This window comes from Gallibacter sp. Marseille-QA0791 (genome assembly GCF_965119705.1).
GTDB classification, from domain to species: Bacteria; Bacillota; Clostridia; order Peptostreptococcales; family Anaerovoracaceae; genus Lentihominibacter; species Lentihominibacter excrementipullorum.
The window spans coordinates 651,081-669,164 of record NZ_CBCPMH010000001.1 but is presented as its reverse complement, the minus strand read 5'-3'; the positions used below and the strand labels follow the sequence as shown (position 1 = coordinate 669,164).

At 48.2% G+C, this 18,084-nt stretch carries 13 protein-coding genes and 1 riboswitch; of the genes, 12 read left to right on the top strand and 1 reads right to left on the bottom strand.

Annotated elements, in window-relative coordinates; all coding sequences use genetic code 11:
- The first annotated feature begins 7 nt into the window (after window positions 1-7).
- The 10 genes from ACQY69_RS03080 (at window position 8) to ACQY69_RS03035 (ending at window position 15,613) form a co-directional block, all read left to right on the top strand.
- Window positions 8-1,186, top strand: coding sequence for a CaiB/BaiF CoA transferase family protein (locus tag ACQY69_RS03080; protein WP_428258515.1), 1,179 nt, complete (start codon window positions 8-10; stop codon window positions 1,184-1,186).
- A 169-nt stretch (window positions 1,187-1,355) separates the two neighbouring features.
- Window positions 1,356-1,525: riboswitch (Lysine riboswitch) on the top strand.
- Between the two features lie 173 nt (window positions 1,526-1,698).
- A complete protein-coding gene (locus ACQY69_RS03075; protein ID WP_428258513.1) occupies window positions 1,699-4,077 on the top strand; it encodes a glycyl radical protein in 2,379 nt (792 codons plus the stop codon).
- Between the two features lie 8 nt (window positions 4,078-4,085).
- On the top strand, window positions 4,086-5,024 hold the full coding sequence (locus ACQY69_RS03070; protein WP_428258511.1) for a glycyl-radical enzyme activating protein: 939 nt from the start codon (window positions 4,086-4,088) through the stop codon (window positions 5,022-5,024).
- A gap of 90 nt (window positions 5,025-5,114) precedes the next feature.
- Window positions 5,115-6,527 carry a Na+/H+ antiporter NhaC family protein gene (locus ACQY69_RS03065; RefSeq protein ID WP_428258510.1) on the top strand — a complete coding sequence of 471 codons (1,413 nt, stop codon included), beginning with the start codon at window positions 5,115-5,117 and terminating at the stop codon, window positions 6,525-6,527.
- 98 nt (window positions 6,528-6,625) lie between these two features.
- A complete protein-coding gene (locus ACQY69_RS03060; protein WP_428261008.1) occupies window positions 6,626-6,793 on the top strand; it encodes a cyclophilin-like fold protein in 168 nt (55 codons plus the stop codon).
- A gap of 138 nt (window positions 6,794-6,931) precedes the next feature.
- The gene (locus tag ACQY69_RS03055; RefSeq protein WP_428258509.1) at window positions 6,932-8,215 is read left to right on the top strand and encodes a leucine-rich repeat domain-containing protein; all 1,284 of its coding nucleotides are present in this window, start codon (window positions 6,932-6,934) and stop codon (window positions 8,213-8,215) included.
- Window positions 8,216-8,324: 109 nt separating this feature from the next.
- Window positions 8,325-9,716, top strand: coding sequence for an amino acid permease (locus ACQY69_RS03050; protein ID WP_428258508.1), 1,392 nt, complete (start codon window positions 8,325-8,327; stop codon window positions 9,714-9,716).
- 553 nt (window positions 9,717-10,269) lie between these two features.
- Window positions 10,270-14,652, top strand: a complete 4,383-nt coding sequence (locus ACQY69_RS03045; protein ID WP_428258506.1) for a RecQ family ATP-dependent DNA helicase — start codon at window positions 10,270-10,272, stop codon at window positions 14,650-14,652.
- 35 nt (window positions 14,653-14,687) lie between these two features.
- Window positions 14,688-14,894, top strand: a complete 207-nt coding sequence (locus ACQY69_RS03040; RefSeq protein ID WP_428258504.1) for a hypothetical protein — start codon at window positions 14,688-14,690, stop codon at window positions 14,892-14,894.
- Complete coding sequence (locus ACQY69_RS03035; RefSeq protein ID WP_428258502.1) at window positions 14,891-15,613, top strand: Crp/Fnr family transcriptional regulator; 723 nt, start codon at window positions 14,891-14,893, stop codon at window positions 15,611-15,613. Before ACQY69_RS03040 ends, ACQY69_RS03035 begins: the two co-directional genes overlap by 4 nt.
- 66 nt (window positions 15,614-15,679) lie before the next feature.
- On the opposite strand, the gene ACQY69_RS03030 is transcribed toward ACQY69_RS03035, so the two are convergent.
- Window positions 15,680-16,237 (bottom strand): HdeD family acid-resistance protein, encoded by a 558-nt coding sequence (locus tag ACQY69_RS03030; RefSeq protein WP_428258501.1) that lies wholly within the window; start codon window positions 16,235-16,237, stop codon window positions 15,680-15,682.
- Between the two features lie 154 nt (window positions 16,238-16,391).
- Here ACQY69_RS03030 and ACQY69_RS03025 point away from each other — a divergent pair, with 154 nt between their 5' ends.
- Together ACQY69_RS03025 and ACQY69_RS03020 are read left to right on the top strand one after the other, a co-directional pair.
- On the top strand, window positions 16,392-17,228 hold the full coding sequence (locus ACQY69_RS03025) for a tyrosine-type recombinase/integrase (protein WP_428258499.1): 837 nt from the start codon (window positions 16,392-16,394) through the stop codon (window positions 17,226-17,228).
- A gap of 386 nt (window positions 17,229-17,614) precedes the next feature.
- Window positions 17,615-18,067 (top strand): HTH domain-containing protein, encoded by a 453-nt coding sequence (locus ACQY69_RS03020; protein ID WP_428258497.1) that lies wholly within the window; start codon window positions 17,615-17,617, stop codon window positions 18,065-18,067.
- Window positions 18,068-18,084: the final 17 nt, after the last annotated feature.

The following is an 18,084-nucleotide window of genomic DNA, read 5'->3' as shown; positions in this document are numbered from 1 at the left end:
GGAAGTGATGAGTGCGCTTAAGGATTTAAAGATACTGGATTTTTCAACGCTGCTGCCGGGGCCATATGCGTCGCTGATGCTGGCGGATATGGGGGCTGATGTTTTGAAGATAAGCTCCGCCAGCAAGCCGGATATAGTTACGGATTACCCGCCTTTTATCGAAGGTACGGATATATCGGCGTGTCAGGCGTGGCTGGGGAGGAACAAGAGGAGCATGTTTCTGAACCTGAAGACCGAGGAAGGTGTGGCCATCGTCAAGGAGCTGGTGAAGGAATACGACATCGTCCTGGAGCAGTTCCGGCCGGGCGTGATGGATAAGCTGGGCATAGGATATCAGGATCTTAAAGCTGTCAATCCGTCGGTCATATACTGTTCGCTGACGGGTTATGGTCAGACCGGACCGCTGAGGGACGCCGCCGGTCATGACATAAACTATATGGCCCGCAGCGGCATCATCTCCCATGCCGGGAGAAAAGAAGAAGGGCCGTCGCTGATGAACTTTCAGATCGCGGATATCGCGGTGGGATCGCTGAATTCCGTCATCGGCATACTGGCGGCTGTGAATCACAGGAGAAACACGGGTCAGGGCCAGTACATAGATGTCGCCATGATGGACGGATGCGTTCCATTCAACAGCATAGACGGAGCCAGCTTTCTCGTTTCAGGGAAGCAGCCTGAGCGGGAGGGTGAGCGGCTCAACGGCGGCTGCGTATACGATTATTACGAGACTAAAGACGGTCAGTACATGAGCGTAGGCTCGCTGGAGCCTCAGTTCTGGGAGCGCTTTTGCATGGCCATCGGACGTGAGGATCTGATCGAAGGCACGGTATGGCCGGAGAATGTCCACGAGGTAAAGGCGCAGATAAGAGGCATATTCAAGACGAAGACCAGGTCGGAATGGGAGGAGGTCTTCGCCCGGTATGACGCGTGTGTCCAGCCGGTGCTGGATCTGAAGGAAGCCCTCCTGGAGGATGAGCAGATAAAGGCCAGGGAGATGGTCGTCGAGGTGGAGCTGCCGCTCCACGAAGGTGTGAAGGTAAAGCAGATGGCTACTGCTGTCAAGCTCAGCGAATGTCCGTGCAGATACGAGACGGCCGGCTATCCGGCGGGGTATCACACGAGAGAGGTGATAGAGTCTCTCGGGATGGATTACTCGGAGCTTGAGAAGAAGGGCGTTTTTAAATAGGCGGGAGGATGTTTGTACTAATGTCGTGCCAGTCCGGTTCTTGCCTTTCATTCTTTGCCGGAGAGTCCCGACTTTCATTCTTAGACGGAACTTGACATTTTCCGTCTAAAGTGGTATCTTTATTGACGGTGCAGGCCGCTGAGGCCGGGCACTGAATAAAAAGGTATAACTGAATGATAGAGGTGCGGTTTTCAACAAGTAAACGGGGAAAAACCTACAGACATAGGGCCGGAGAAAAGTGAGACCGCCGAAGCGCTGCGCAGATGTCTGGGGCGCAGATGCTGGGATGTTGCAGAATATGTAGCATACTGTCACTTTTAGTGGAGAGCTATCTGGTAAAAGATAAATATTTTACGTGCCGGAAGGAAGGCTCCAAAACAGAACTGGAAACGAGACGGTCAGCTACAGAGCAGCATGTTGCTTTGTAGCTTTTTTGATGCCGCGGAAAGATACGGCTGGCAGAGTCCATATAAGACGGGACGTCGAGACGAGGGATTCGTCGGGGAGGAAATATGGTAAGCGAAAGAATAAAGAGACTCAAGGACAAATATTTCAATACGATACCGCAGATCACGGCGGAGAGGCTGGTACTGGCGACGGAAGGATATAAACAGTTTGCCGGTGACGCCGTTCCGATTTTCAGAGCCAAGGTGGTCAACCACATCATGGAAAACATGACGACGCTGATAATGGATGACGAACTTATCGTAGGGACAGAGACTAACGCTTATAAAGGGGCTAATCTCCATCCTGAGTTTCAGTCCAGTTCCTGGTATGTCAGCGATATAGACAGCTTTGCGACCAGGGAAAAGGATCCGTATTACATTTCTCCGGAGGACAGGGAAACTATACTGGAGACTCTCAGGTACTGGGAAGGCAAGTCAATGGAAGATCTGTCAGAGACGGCCATGCCGAAGAAGATCAAGGAGCTGGAAAAGGACGATATCATCTGCGTCGGCTTGGAAAACGGAGTCTCGGGCGAGACCACCTGCGATCATGAAAAGATCCTGACCATAGGATTGAAGGGCTACATAGAAGAGTGCCAGCGGAACATAGACAGCATTATCCCTCAGACTATGGAGGAACAGGCAAAGGTGGATTTCTGGAAAGCTTGTATCATCCAGAGCGAAGGGTTGATAACTTATGCCCACAGGATGGCGGACGAAGCGGAAAGACAGGCTGCTTCGTGTTCCGACGGAAAGAGGAAGAAGGAACTGCTGACTATCGCGGAAAACTGCCGTACAGTTCCGGAAAACCCGCCGAAGACTTTTTATCAGGCACTCCAGGCCATATGGTTCGTTCATGTGTATTTTTACATCGAAGTATGTACCACTGCCTGTGGATTCGGACGATTCGACCAGTACATGTGGCCGCTGTATAAAAAAGACGTGATAGACGAGAAGAATATCACCAGGGAGGAAGCGTTGGAAATGCTGGAATGTCTCTATCTCAAGACATGTGAGGTCTATGAGGTGAGGGACGACTGGTACGCTACAGCTTTCGCCGGGTATCCTATGTGGCAGACCCTGGTGGTAGGCGGTCAGACCAGAGACGGAAAGGATGCCACTAACGATCTGTCGTATCTCTGCCTGGAGGCAGCGGACGAGCTGCAGGTAAAGCAGCCTGTGATGGCAGTGAGAGTGTGGGAGAAGACTCCAGAGGATCTGATAAGGTTTGGCTGCAAGATGATACAGGAAGGGCAGGCGAATCCGGGCTTTTTCAGCGATGAAGCGGCTATCGAGATCTGCCTCAGCAAGGGCCGGGGAAGCACCATCGAAGAAGCCAGAGATTGGACCATTGTAGGATGCACTCAGCCGGCGCCGGGAGGCGGGCAGGCGGACGGTTCGCCTGACGCGGGCTATGTCAATATGGGAAAGATGATAGAATTTGTCCTTCATAACGGCGTGGATCCTGCCACCGGGAAGCTGATGGGATTGGAGACAGGTGATCCGAGGGATTTCAAAGATATAGAAGAATTCAAGGATGCTCTCAAGAAACAGATAATCCATCACTACGGTCTTATAAGGACCGGATACAATTTGATGCAGAGTATCCATATGAACAGATATCCGGTGATCTTCGCTTCCATGGTGACGAAGGGTTGTGTAGAAAGCGGCAAGTCCGTCCAGCACGGCGGGGCGAGATATTCCACCTGCGGGCTTTACATAACGGGAGCAGCCAACCTGGCGGATTCCATCGCGGCAGTAGAAAAATGCGTGTTCGAGGATCGGGATCTGACCATGGATGAACTGATCAGAGCATGTGACACGAATTTCGAGGGACAGGAGCGTATCAGACAGATGCTCCTCAACAAGCCGGAAAAATACGGGAACAACTCGCCTCACGTAGACGCTATATATAAGGAAATGATGCATTATATCGCTGACACGGTGCAGCAGTGGCAGGACGCCAGAGGCGGATATTACGCCTTCGGCATCGATTCCCAGACCATGAACATCCCTCACGGAGAGGTGACGGGAGCACTGCCTGACGGAAGGATGGCGGGAGAGCCTTTCTGCGACGCGTCGTCGCCTATGATGGGAAGAGATGTCCATGGCCCGACGTCTACAGTCAAGTCGGTAGCATCAATGGAGCCGGCTGATTTCCATGAAGGTGCGCTGTACAATCTCAGGTTCGATCCTCACGGAGTCCAGGGAGAAGCTGGAAAAGATATCATAGAAGGTGTCGTGAAGACATATTTCCAGGACGGCGGCCAACATATACAGATAAACGTGGTGGATAACGAGACTTTGAAAAAGGCTCAGGAGAAACCTGAGGATTACAAAGGACTGATGGTCAGAGTGGCCGGATATATGGCTTATTTCACAGAATTGGACAAGAGCGCCCAGGATGTGATCATCTACAGGACGCCGCACTTGTCACGACAGTGAGGTGCCGGATGACATCAAAGGAAGATGAGCGTGTCCTTGTCGGCAGCATCCAGAAGTTCTCAACAGAAGATGGCCCGGGGATCAGGACAACGGTGTTCCTTAAAGGATGCCCTTTGAAATGCAGATGGTGCCACAATCCGGAGATGATAGATCCGAAGCAGCAGCTGATGAGGATCACAGGAAATTGCATCGGTTGCGGCCACTGCGTCAGCGTATGCCCCCATGGGGCGGCGAGGATAGAGGCGGATAAAGGCATTGTCATAGACAGGGAAAAGTGCGATGTGTGCCTTAAATGCGCTGACGGCTGTTACGCGAAAGCGCTAAAAGCCGTGGCGGAATCTATGACTGTGGATGAGATAATGGATGTGGTAGAACAGGACAGGGGATTTTATGACAATACAGGCGGTGGAATGACTCTCAGCGGAGGAGAGGTGCTGATGCATGGCGAGGTGGCCGGAAGGCTCATCGACGAAGCAGGGCGCCGCGGCATAGATGTCTGCCTGGATACATCAGGCTATGGGGAGCCGGAAACTCTGAAGGGATTGGCAGTAAGGAAAAATGTGGCCCATATCCTTTATGATATGAAGTCTGTAGATGATGAAATACATAAAAAATATACCGGAGTCAGCAATGAGATGATACTGGAAAATCTCAGGATGCTGGCGGCAGACGAGCATATCAGGACAAAGCTGATCATGAGGATGCCTCTGATATCAGGGATCAATGACAGCGAGACCATCATCAGAAGGACAGGGGAATTTTACCGCAAGCTGGGCATCGGTCGCGTGGATCTGTTGCCGTATCATAATTTCGGGATCGGCAAAATGAGGAATACAGGCGGGATGCAGGAGGAGTTCCGACAGCCGTCAAAGGAGCGGCTTGAAGAGATAGAGAGCTATTTCAGAAATGAGATAAATCTAAGAGTGGAGATATTGGGAAGAACATAGGGAGAGACTGCCTGGGACTGTGCGGTACCCGGCAGTGTTTTCTGGTGTCTGGGGGAAAAGCAACAAATACATACTAGGAGAGGAAATTTTATGGAGGGAACAAATTTAGGGATCATCACACTGATACCGGCGCTGAGCTTTCTTGTGTTCGCGCTGGTGACGAAGAAGTGTATCCTGAGCATCATATTGTCAGGAATGCTGGGATATATCTTTTACTACAAGGCATCGTTCTTCATGCCGATGATGGACGCGCTGTTGGAGGCTACATGTGACGCCGACAACAACTATATCGTCGTCATCTGCCTGCTTTTCGGCTGTTTTGTGCAGCTGCTCAGGCAGTCCAAGGGAGCCATGGCGGTGGCCGATATGGCTCGAAGATATGTCAAGTCGGAAAAGCAAGTGCTGCTGATGACATGGATATGCGGGGTCATCATTTTTATCGACGATTATCTCAGCATCCTTGTGACGGCTAACTGCGTTCTGGATCTTTCCGACGAATATAAGACGCCAAGGGAAATGCTGTGTTACATCATCAACACCACGTCAGCGCCAGTATGCTTGATAATACCTATCTCGGCATGGGTAGTGTTTTTCTCAGGCGTATTCGAGCAGCAGCCGGAGGCCGCAGTGGTAGGAGACAGCGCCATGGACATCTACTATCACATCATGCCGTATTTCTTCTATCCATTCCTGTGCGTGATATTCGTACTGTTGGTCATCCTGGGCATCGTGCCTAAGATGGGAGGTATAAAGAAGGCGTACAGGAGAGTAGAGGAGACAGGGCAGCTCTGGCCGCCATCCAGCAATGTACAGAATCAGGACGATGAGCTGGGCGAAGTCATGGGAGCCATAACAGATGACAGTAAGAAGGATGAAAAAGAGATAACTCCTCATCTGTGGGCTTTCATAGTACCGATGGCTGTGGTGATAGTCGTGACTCTGTGGCTTGACGACATCCTCTATGGCGTGGCATGTGGTATATTCTCCTGCTTTGTGCTGTTTGTACCGACCAGGATAATGAGCATCGGAAAGTTCTGTGATACGTGTTACAAGGGTCTGGAAGACATGCTGTTTATCGCGGTAGTCTTGGTGACATCACTGTTTTACAGAGATTCCATCGATCTTATCGGATTACCGGATTACCTGATAGACGTGGCGGGGCCGTACATGAGCGCAGAGTGGCTGCCTGCTATTTCTTTCATACTGATAGGGCTGGTATGCTTCGCTACCGGTAATATATGGAGCGTTCCGGCTGTATGTACACCTATCATCCTGCCGATGGCGGCAGCCTGTGGAGCAAGCATACCTCTTACGCTGGGAGCTATAATTTCAGCTGCCTGCTTCGGAGCGCAGGCCTGCTTCTATTCCGACGTTACACTGCTGTCAGCTTCGGCTTGCAGGATAAACAACGTAGACTATGCCGTGGCTCAATTGCCTTACATAGGAATAGTTACGGCAATAAGCTTTGTCGGGTACATAGTGTGTGGCTTCGTAATGGTATAAGTACGTTTTTACACATGCTGACCGCATAAAAAAGCTCTATGTGAATGGACGAACCATTCGCATAGAGTTTTTTAGTAGCAGTGACCGCGGCAGTGGAGATGATGGAACAAGGCCCTGTTACCATTCATCAGAGCGATCAGATCGTTATGTTCTACGGCCCCAATTCCTGGAGCTATACCCTGTTGGGCCATATCGATGATCTCGCCGGTTGGGAAGAGGCTTTGGGCCGCGGTGATGTGACCGTCACATTTTCTTTGAACACATAGTGAAAAAAGGATATCTGTCTTTAAAGCTCAGAACGAAATTTTGAGCTGAAAGATATCCTGGTTTTTGTGGTAAAAACAACTGTTTTTTGATGAGGCTTAAGGTATAATTGAGACAAACATATGCAGAAGGACCATCTGATGAAAGCGAGAGAGAATATGACAGTAATAAAAAAGAACAGAAAAGTTATAGCAGTGATATGCGCGTGGTTGATGGCGATAGCCATATTCATGGTATATACGGCGGACAAGTCTTACGGGGCCGATATACTCGGAAGCATTAAAGATGGGAATTTCAGGAATTATATAGAACGAAGCTTTGATTTCGATCATGACGGACAGATAACACAGCAGGATGTGGACAGGGTGACGGTGATGGACGTGGACAATGCGGATATAGAAAGCCTCGAGGGTATAGAGATATTCGCCAATCTCAAAGAGCTGTCATGCCGCGGCAATCATTTGACGGAGTTGGATCTGAAGGGAAACACGAAGCTGGAGAAACTCAATTGCGAATCAAATGATATCACACTTCTCGACTTGTCGGGAAATCCTGAGCTGACGGATCTCAACTGTTATGGGAACGAGCTGAGCGCTCTCGATGTCAGAGGGAATACGAAACTGAAGAATCTCCAGTGCGGAGACAACAGCTTTTCGACGATAGATCTCTCTCGAAACACTGCTCTTGAGAGCTTCGCATATATCGGAGGGAGTCTGGAGCAGATAGATCTGTCTCATAATACGGAGCTGAGATCGCTGTGGATAACCGCGGCGCCGCTTAAATCGCTGGATCTCAGTAACAACGATAAGCTGGAGGCGATCGTGTGTACCTGGACGGAGATAAGGACTCTCGATCTGAGAGACAAGCCGTATCTTCAGGGTGAAAATGTCAATGTATCGTACAATGAGATGATATCGCTGCACAGCGATATCCCGCATGGCAGTGAGGTATCAGCTTATTCCGAACGGGCGATCAACGTGGACCTCCCCTGCGGGGAGACGTCATACGACCTGAGAAAGATCGACCCTGAGATCATGCCGCAGTATATAACCGGCGTGTCGGGCGGAAGCGTGGAGGACGCGACAGTCAGCGGCATCTACGATGGTATGGAGCTCACCTATACTTATACTGAAAACGGTGTCACCCTTGCGGCCGGCATAGTGTTTCATGTTGAAAATGATTGCCCTGCGGAGCCTTCCGATGAGACAGGCGGTGATGGGACAGGGACAGGCAGCGGTAGCGTGATAACAGGACAGGACTCCGGAACAGAAAATATGGAGCTGCCTGACAGTATCGTGAGTATCGAGAAGGTGCCGGAGACAGGCGACAATACAGTGACGTACGCCGCGGCGATAATAGCCTGTATCGTATTGGGCGGTGCGGCGACAGTATTGATAGGAGCGAGAAAGAAAAAGGGTATGTGAGAGAGGACGCTTCCGTTCATTTTCCTGGAGGAATTGCAATAAAAGGATTTATGTAGTATGATAAAGTCCGGACTACAGAAGACATGTGAAAGGATAACAGGAACGGGAAATGAATAGAGCGGAGCTGTTCAGGAAACTGTCTGTGGACAGTATGATCGCAGGAAATGAGAGAAAACATGGATTGAAGAGAAGCCTCGGAGCTTTTGAACTGATGATGCTGGGCGTCGGAGTGATAATAGGCTCGGGGCTTTTTGTGATAACGGGAGTGGCGGCGGCTGAACACGCCGGGCCGGCATTGATATTGTCATTTGTATTGGCGGGACTTGCCTGCGCCTGCGCGGCTCTTTGTTATGGAGAATTGGCGTCGGCTATCCCGGCGTCAGGAAGCTCGTATACTTTTGTTTACGTAGGGTTGGGAGAGGTCTTTGGCTGGTTCATCGGCTGGTGTATAACGCTGGAATACGTGGTTGCCATGTCCGCTATTGCTGTAGGGTGGTCGGCCTACGGGGCAAACATATTAGAACTGCTCGGCGTCGGCCTTCCGAAAACGCTGCTGGCAGATCCTTTCAGCGGCGGAGTGATAAATATTCCGGCGATTTTTATCGTGTCGCTGATGGCCGTACTACAGCTGAAGGGAACGAAGGCCAGCGCGCGTCTCAACAATATACTGGTGTTCGTCAAGCTGGCGGTGATACTGATATTTGTGATCCTCATAGCGCGCAGCATAGACCTGGATAACTATGAACCATTTATGCCTTTTGGCTGGAGCGGCGTATTTTCCGGAGCGGCGGTGGTATTCTTCGCATTTCTCGGATTCGACGCCATAGCCAATTCGGCGGAGGAAGTGAAAAATCCCCAGAAGGATATGCCTCGTGGGATAATAGGATCCCTGGTGATAGCAACGACTCTGTATATAATAGTTACATTGATGCTGACAGGCGCCATCAAATATACAGAATACGCGGGAGTTGCCGCTCCCGTGGCGTACGCTTTAAATGAAGCGGGGATACGATGGGGCTCGGCCCTTGTTTCTGTGGGAGCTATAGCGGGCTTGACTACAGGTGTGCTGGTGCTTTTGGGAAGCGAATCGAGATTGGTCTATTCCATGGCCAGGGACGGACTGATGCCATCTTCATTTTCAAAAGTCAGCGACAGTGGCGTTCCAAGGAGATCTGTGGTCTGCGTGTGGATCGTAGGTGGACTGATCGCCGGATTCGTTCCCATAGACAGGATAGCGGAGCTGTGCAACATAGGTACATTGTGGGCCTTTTTCATGGTTTCACTTACGGTTATAGTACTGAGAAAAAGTCAACCGGGACTGAGAAGGGACTTCAGGACGCCATTGGTACCTTTCGTACCGGTGATGTCCATGGCGCTGTGCGCTTTCCTGGCGTCCCAGCTGGATCCAGTGACATGGGTGGTCTTTGTCATATGGTCTTGCTGCGGAATGATAGTCTATTTCCTCTACGGCAGGAAACACAGTAAGCTGGACGATAGATGAGAGCAAAAAAGGGGAGGGGATATGAGACACCACGAGCTGTCTGACGATATCGGGGAACGATAGTGGAAAGTGTGAAAAAATGCGTGGCAATAAGTTGAATAAGTACGGCATATTTAGAAAAAGAAAAATGCTAGCGACGGATAAACCAGTCGTGTTTCTTGACCTGGAAATAGGCGCTGAGAGTGGGCAGATTCTGGATATAGGAGCGGTCAGGTCTGATGGGGAGAAGTTACATTCTCCTTCTAAAAGAGATCTGCAACGATTTTTGCCCGGGACAGGATATATCTGCGGGCATAACATCGTAAATCATGATTTGAAATACTTGGAAAATATTCTCAGTAAAACTCTGGATCTTCGTGCGATCGATACCTTATATCTCTCTCCTCTACTTTTTCCGGAAAGATTATCACATGCGTTATTCAAAGACGAAAAGTTGCAGGATGGAGAATGGAACAATCCTGTAAATGATTGCAGGAAAGCGGAGAAACTATTTAGAGATGAGATAAATGCTTTTTTTCTATTGCCGTCTGATATCAGGAGAATTTTTGCGGCGTTGCTCTATGACCACGAAGAATTCAAAGGCTTCTTTCAGTATATTGATTTCATACCGTCGGATCAGGATACGGAAACCTTGATCAAATCAGTTTTTTCAGGTAAGATCTGCGAGAATTCGGATCTACAGCGGCTCATCTTGGAATATCCTGTCGAGCTGGCCTATGCGCTGGCGTTGATCAATTGCGGTGATCGTATTGCTATTCCCTCGTGGGTCGTTAACACTTATCCCGAAACTGGACACATGATGGAGATGTTGTGCAATATGCCTTGTGAGGCTGGATGTGATTATTGCAGACAGCATTTCAATGTCCGGAAAGAATTGAAAAAAATCTTCGGTTACGATGGTTTCAGGACATATGGGGGTAAAGCTCTGCAGGAGGAGGCAGTTCGGGCGGCAGTGGATGGAAAATCGCTGTTAGCGGTATTCCCTACGGGAGGGGGAAAGTCGCTTACATTTCAGCTCCCTGCTCTTATGGCAGGAAATACGGTACATGGCCTTACCGTCGTCATTTCTCCTCTACAGTCACTGATGAAAGACCAGGTGGATAATCTCAATGCACAGGGGGTCGTGGAAGCAGTGACGATCAATGGGTTGCTGAATGAGATAGAACGCGCTGACGCTTTCAGGCGTATAGGTGACGGATCGGCTGTCCTTTTATATATTTCGCCGGAGCAGCTTAGGTCCAGGACGATAGAACGGCTTCTGATTTCCAGAAATGTTGTCCGGTTCGTAATCGATGAAGCCCACTGCTTTTCCGCATGGGGACAGGATTTTCGCGTGGATTATCTGTATATAGGGGATTTTATAAAACGTTTGATGAAAGAGAAAGGTTCGAAGAGCGTTATTCCTGTATCCTGTTTTACCGCTACAGCCAAGCAGAAGGTCATCAGTGATATTTGCGATTACTTCAGGAAAAAGTTGAACTTGGATATCAAAGTATTCGCTGCTGAAGCTACCCGTGAAAACCTGCGTTATAAAGTTATTCATGAAGAAACAGACGCGGGAAAATATAATACACTCAGGAACCTGATTTCCGCGAAAGATTGTCCGACGATCGTTTATGTATCGAGAACCAGGCAGACTCGTGAAATCGCTCAGAAGCTGACGGCTGACGGATTTCCTGCCTGTCCTTTTAATGGGCAGATGGATCCGGAGGAAAAAGTAAAGAATCAGGACTCTTTTATCAGAAATGAGATAAATATCATCGTTGCGACGTCAGCATTTGGAATGGGCGTCGATAAAAAGGATGTGGGGCTGGTGATCCATTATGATATCTCAGGCTCACTGGAGGATTATATTCAGGAAGCCGGACGTGCGGGACGGGACCCTTCCATGGAAGCGGATTGTTTTGTTCTGTATAATGATAATGATCTGGATAATCATTTCTCTATGCTCAATCGATCGAAGCTCAGCATCAATGAGATACAGCAGGTGTGGAAAGCGATCAAAGATATGACCGGGGTGCGAAAACATGTATGCTGTTCACCTCTCGAAATAGCGAGGCAGGCAGGATGGGATGATTCTGTCAGAGAAATCGAAACGAGAGTGAAGACAGCGATATCGGCTCTTGAGAACGCCGGCTATGTAAAGCGCGAGAGAAACATGCCTCAGGTGTACGCGACCAGCATTTCCGTGAACAATATGGCGGAAGCGGTAAACAGGATAAATGCGTCTCCGCTGTTTTCAGAACGCCAGAGAGTAGACGCGAAACGCATCATCAGTTCTCTGATTTCCAGCAAGTACATAAGCAAGGCGTCGGGAGACGAGGGGGAATCGAGAGTAGACTATATGGCGGATATGCTAGGAATAGAAAGAAAAGATGTGATCAATGCGATCAATCTCATGCGTCAGGAAGGTTTGCTAAACGATGAGAGGGATATGTCTGCGTATATTTTCGATACAGATACAGAAAAGAGATCCAAGATGATCCTTGACCGTTTCTCGAAACTGGAGAAATTTATGCTCTCTCAGTCGGCGGAGGAGTGGCATACGCTCAATTTCAAGGAGCTGAACGAGGACGCGCAGGCAGATGGGTTAAAGACGTCAAGTGTTAAAAATATACGTACTATTTTGTACTATCACATCATTAATAATTACGTACAGAAAAGGATGGACCAGGATACGGGAATCACGGAGTTTTCGGCGACGATGCCGACGGCGCAGCTGCTGGAAAGGTATAGCCGGAGAATAGATATATGCAGGTTCATTATCGATTTTTTGTATAAAAAGACAGGCGACGAGATCATTGGTTATGGAAGAGACGGGAAGAAAGTCCTGTTTTCCATCGTAGAGCTTTACAAGGAGTATAACGATATTCCACGCATAGATACATATAAGGAAAAGATCGCGTTGAAAGATGTTGAAGACGCGCTTCTTTATTTATCTAAGATCGGCGCATTGAGACTGGAAGGTGGTTTTCTCGTTCTCTACAACAGGATGGAGATAAAACGACTCGTCGTAGATAATAGAATAAAGTACAAAGTAGACGATTACAGGTTCCTAGATGATTTTTACAAGCATAAGATCCAGCAGATCCACATTGTAGGTGAATATGCGAATATGATGGTAAGGGATTATAATGCCGCATTACAATTTGTGCATGACTATTTTCAGATGGATTTTAAGAAATTTATCGCGAAATACTTTAAAGGTGAGCGCGTTAATGAGATCAATAGGAATATCACGTTAAAAAAGTATAACAGGATATTTGGAGAGCTGTCTGATACGCAGTTGAATATCATCAATGATACCGAATCAAAGTATATCGTAGTTGCCGCGGGACCGGGAAGCGGGAAAACCCGTGTACTGGTACATAAATTGGCTTCTCTGCTGATGTTGGAGGATGTAAAGAATGAACAGCTCCTGATGTTGACGTTTTCCCGCGCGGCAGCGGTGGAATTCAAGAAACGGCTTATTTCATTGATCGGACGCGCGGCTTACTTTGTGGAAATCAAGACTTTTCATTCGTATTGCTTCGATCTGATTGGCAAGACGGGGAATCTTGAGGACATCAAAGATGTCGTGAAAAACGCGGCGGTAATGATCGAGCGTGGAGAAGTAGAGCAGGGTAAGATCACAAAGAATGTACTCGTCATCGATGAAGCACAGGATATGGATGAGAACGAGTTTCGATTGCTGGAAGCGCTGATGCGTAAAAATGATGATATGAGAGTTATTGCTGTCGGTGACGATGACCAGAACATCTATCAGTTCCGTGGCTCTGATTCGAAATATCTGCGTTCTTTAATAGATGAACATGGAGCTGTTAAATATGAAATGACGGAAAATCATCGCAGTAAGGCAGATATAGTGAAGTTGAGTAACGCTTTCGCCGGTTTGATCAGCCATAGGATGAAAGAGTCGGCAGTCAGAGCGGTTCGGCAGGAGCGCGGCAACGTTGTGATCGTCCAGCACTGTTGCAGCTTTATGGAGCAGCCATTGGTCCATGATATCGTCGACAGACACAGCAGCGGAAGGGTCTGTGTTCTAACTAATACCAATGACGAAGCGCTGCGGATCATGGGGCTTTTAAAGCGACAAGGCGTAAGGACAAAATTGATCCAATCCCTGGATGACAGCGTTTCTCTGTATAATCTGGTAGAGGTAAGATATTTCCTGAAAGCGATAGACAGGAATTTGCAGACACCGGCTATACCGGACGCAGTATGGGAAGAAGCAAAAATGAGCTTGATGAGAGTGTATTCAGAAAGCGAATGTCTTGAGAATTGTAAAAATATGATCCGGGATTTCGAGATGGTATATCCGATGAAATATCGTAATGATCTTGAAGAATTCATAAGACAGTCCAGGTATGAGGATTTTTATGATGACAAAAGAGAGGCGGTCTATGTTTCGACGATCCATAAGTCTAAGGGAAGAGAATTCGATGTAGTATATATGATGCTCAAGGGGATATCAGCCATCACAGATGAAGAAAAGCGGAAAATATATGTTGGGATGACGAGAGCGAAGGATGAGTTGTATATCCATTGTGATACGGGGATGTTCAAAGACATGATCCCGGATGGGATAGAATATACTGTAGATCGTGAAATGTATACGGAAAGCGGAGAGGTCACGATCCAGCTGGGTTACAGGGATGTAGTCCTTGATTTTTTCAAAGGGAGGAAACGGGACATTTTCAGGATGCGCAGTGGAAATGAGTTGTTCGTATCAGGTGATCATATTTATGCTGATATTGACGGGAGACGAATCAAAGTGGTGAAATTTTCAAAAGGTTTCCGTGAGAGGCTGGAAAAGTTGTATAATAAGGGATATCATCTGGTTTCCTCAAAAGTCAGGTTTATAGTAGCATGGAAAGGTAAAGCTGATGAAGAAGAAACCGCGGTGTTGTTACCAGACATAAGTTTCAGAAGATAAGTGAGTATGAGACGATCAGAAAAAGGAGAGACATCATGAAAGAAAAACGTGAAGTAATAAGTCAGATAGCCGAATTCCTGGCATATAAGATCCGTTCGGGCGCTGTTTCCCAGGAGGGCGGCGACAAGATATGGCGAGTAGCGCTGGAGCATCCGGAAAAGGTCGACGCCATCACTGATATCCTCGATATGGATCTGCCTGAAGACGAGACGCTGGCAAAGGTGGAGAGGCTCGTATCATGAGGGGTCTTGAGATAAAGACTGCCGGTATGAAGGCGCTGGAGGAAAGCGTCCTGTTCCGCACTATGACGAAAGAGGAGATATTGGATGTCATCGACGCGATGGACCCGAGGGTGAGAAGGTTTCAGAAAAAAGATATGATCCTTCAGGATGGTGAACTTGTCGGGAGCATGATGATCGTCTTGTCGGGTAAAATACATCTTTTCCATATAGACCCCAACGGGAACAGCAATCTGCTGGAGGTGCCGGGACCGGGAGATACCGTGGGGATGCTCAATGCCGTAGGCAAATATAGGCTTCACGTATCAGCGATGGCGCTGGAGGAGACGGAACTGCTGCTGATCGATGTAGATCCGCTCCTGAGGGGAGATTCGCCGATAACGCCTTTGCAGCTCCGGTTCCTTCGGAATCTTACCGTGGCATTGGCTCAGAAAGCACACGATCTGACGGTGAAGCTGGAGGACAGTGTCAGACGGTCGACGCGTGAAAAACTTCAGGATTACCTGTCCGCGCGGTATCATGAGGAAAAGAGCCGCACTTTTTCCATACCGTTAAACAGACAGGAACTGGCGGATTTTCTCTTCGCGGATCGCAGCGCGATGTCGAAAGAACTCTGCAAGATGCGTGATGAAGGATTGTTGAAGTTTGAAAAAAGCAAATTCGAGCTTCTCATCAAGATGCCCATGACCGATGAGGAGATGGATCCCAATGAGAAGCTCTGATCTATGTGAAAGGTCTGCTTCGTGAGAAGCAGCCTTTATTTTTTGGGCATATGCGCCCTCCGCCGGTCAGGCGGTGTGGTATCGGGTACTGTTTCCGACGAAAGACTCGGTCAGCAGTACGATACCGGACATGGTCAGGTAAAGCCCCCATATCACGCTGAGACCAAACCAGCCCAGAAGAGGGTTGATAAGTATTATCAACGTCAGAAACAGGTTCATGATACCGCTGGTCAACATCAGTCCGGCTCCGGGAACAGAAGCTTTTCGCAGGGCGCTGAAGGCCTGTATCTGCTCTATCCCGCTCAGCAGGGTGAAGAAACCGATAGCGAATGTCAGTGTGCTCAGCAATTCTACAGAGCCGTAGGGATTACCGAGGGCAGTCCACAGCATCAGCCCTGACAGCAGTGTCAGTACGATACCGTTGGCAAGAGACCAGCCGCTTCTGTAGGAAGCTTTGGATCTGAAGTAGGTTATGATGCTGGAGATGCCGTATATGCCCAGGCCTGCCGTTACTATGTAAGAGATCCCGAGTCCCAGGGCGAGAGGGTCGAAGAAGGCTAACAGCCCCAGCCCTATCATGACTATTGAAATGATTATTCCTGTTTTTTTATTCATCGTATACATATCTTAATTATCCTCCTTTTTCATATGTTTTATTGATTGTCTCAATGATACTGTTTATTGCCGCGTAAAGCGGTGGTTTATGCAACGTAAAAACAGATATAATATATATTGATGTAATGTTCAATTTTATGAGAAGTCGAAAGGGGAAATGAACATGTATGAACAACTTGAAAGCTATATTGGTTATCTCACGAGAAAAGAACGGTCCAGAGCGACCGTGAATCAGTATCGCAGGGATATCTCGGCATTTATCATCGAAATGAGCAGAGCGGCGGCAGATGGATGCGTAACGAAGGAAGCGGTCATAAAATATAAGAGGCAGCTTTGCGAAAGGTACAGGATCTCCAGTGTGAATACGAAGCTGGCGGCTATAAACGGATTCCTTGAATACACAGGCAGAAGAGATCTGAGGGTGAAGACTATGAGAATACAACGGCGTGCATACTGCCCCAGAGAAAAGGAGCTGACTAAGCGTGAATATCTCAGCATGATCGATCAGGCGATAGCTCAGGGAGATGAGCGGATGAGTCTGTTGATGCAGACCCTCGGCGGTACGGGCATAAGAGTGTCGGAGCTGAGATATATAACGGTGGAGGCTGTGGAAAAGGGAGAAGCCAGTATATGGCTCAAGGGAAAGAACAGGACTGTCCTTATCGCAGGAAGGCTGAAAAAACGCCTCCAGAGCTATATACGCAGGGAAAAGCTCACCGGCGGCCCGGTTTTCGTGACCAGCGGCAGGAAACCGCTGGACAGGTCGAATATATGGAAGATGATGAAAAGGCTCGGCGAAAAAGCAGGAGTAGGGAAAGAAAAGGTATTCCCGCACAATGTACGTCATCTTTTTGCCAGATGTTTCTATGAAAACGATAAGGACATAGCGAAACTGGCTGATGTGCTGGGGCACAGCAATATAGACACGACCAGGATATATATAATGACCTCAGGGTACGAACATCGCAGAAAGATCGATGCGCTGGGATTGGTGCTGTGACGGCATAATTCGTCTTATGTTGTATGGATCTCCGACAGTTTGTACCATTGCTAAACAAAAAAAGGGATATAAAGGATTTTTCGTAAAGATCAGGTTAACGATCATCGAAACGATGATAAAAAAGAAGATATGTCAGTCATCTAAAGTAACCCTTAATTGGCTTTTTCAAGCATAAGGGTGATTTTTTGTGAAAAGAATGTTAAATTGGTATTAAAGTTCAATTGACATGCGCTGGTGTTACATACTATACTGTATATATCTAATCATATTTTAAAATGTATATCTATGTACCACATAAGACGAATTATGTGGTATGGAGCCTATGGCTGCACGGAAGAGCTGCGCGTCTTTCTGCAAAATGCATATCGTTTAGAGGAGGGAGAAAAGTGGGACGAGGAAAGCTTACGCAGGAGGAGATCGAAGAACTCAGGCGCAATCCGTACGTCGTATCGGTAGATTCTGCGCGGATAAAATATTCCGATGACTTCAAGAAGTTGTTCATGTGCAAATATCTGAATGGAGAACGACCTGGAAATATATTCAGGAATGCGGGATTCGATACGACAGTGCTTGGATCGAAAAGGGTCGAGAGAGCATGTTCGAGGTGGAGAGCGATGTATTGCTCAGGCGCCCTTGACATCGACATCCCCGATTCCGGAGCGGATGACGATACTCGTCATATGACCGATAAGCGCAGGGATCCCGGAGCGGACGGCAGATTTGAAGCCGCGGAGCATATAAAGCTGCTGCAGGAGTTGATAAGGAAACAGGAGCATGTCATAAAAAGACAGCGTGCTGAGCTGGAGGAGATGAAGAAGAGGGTATCCGGGAAACTCTGAAAGCGTGTGGATGTATT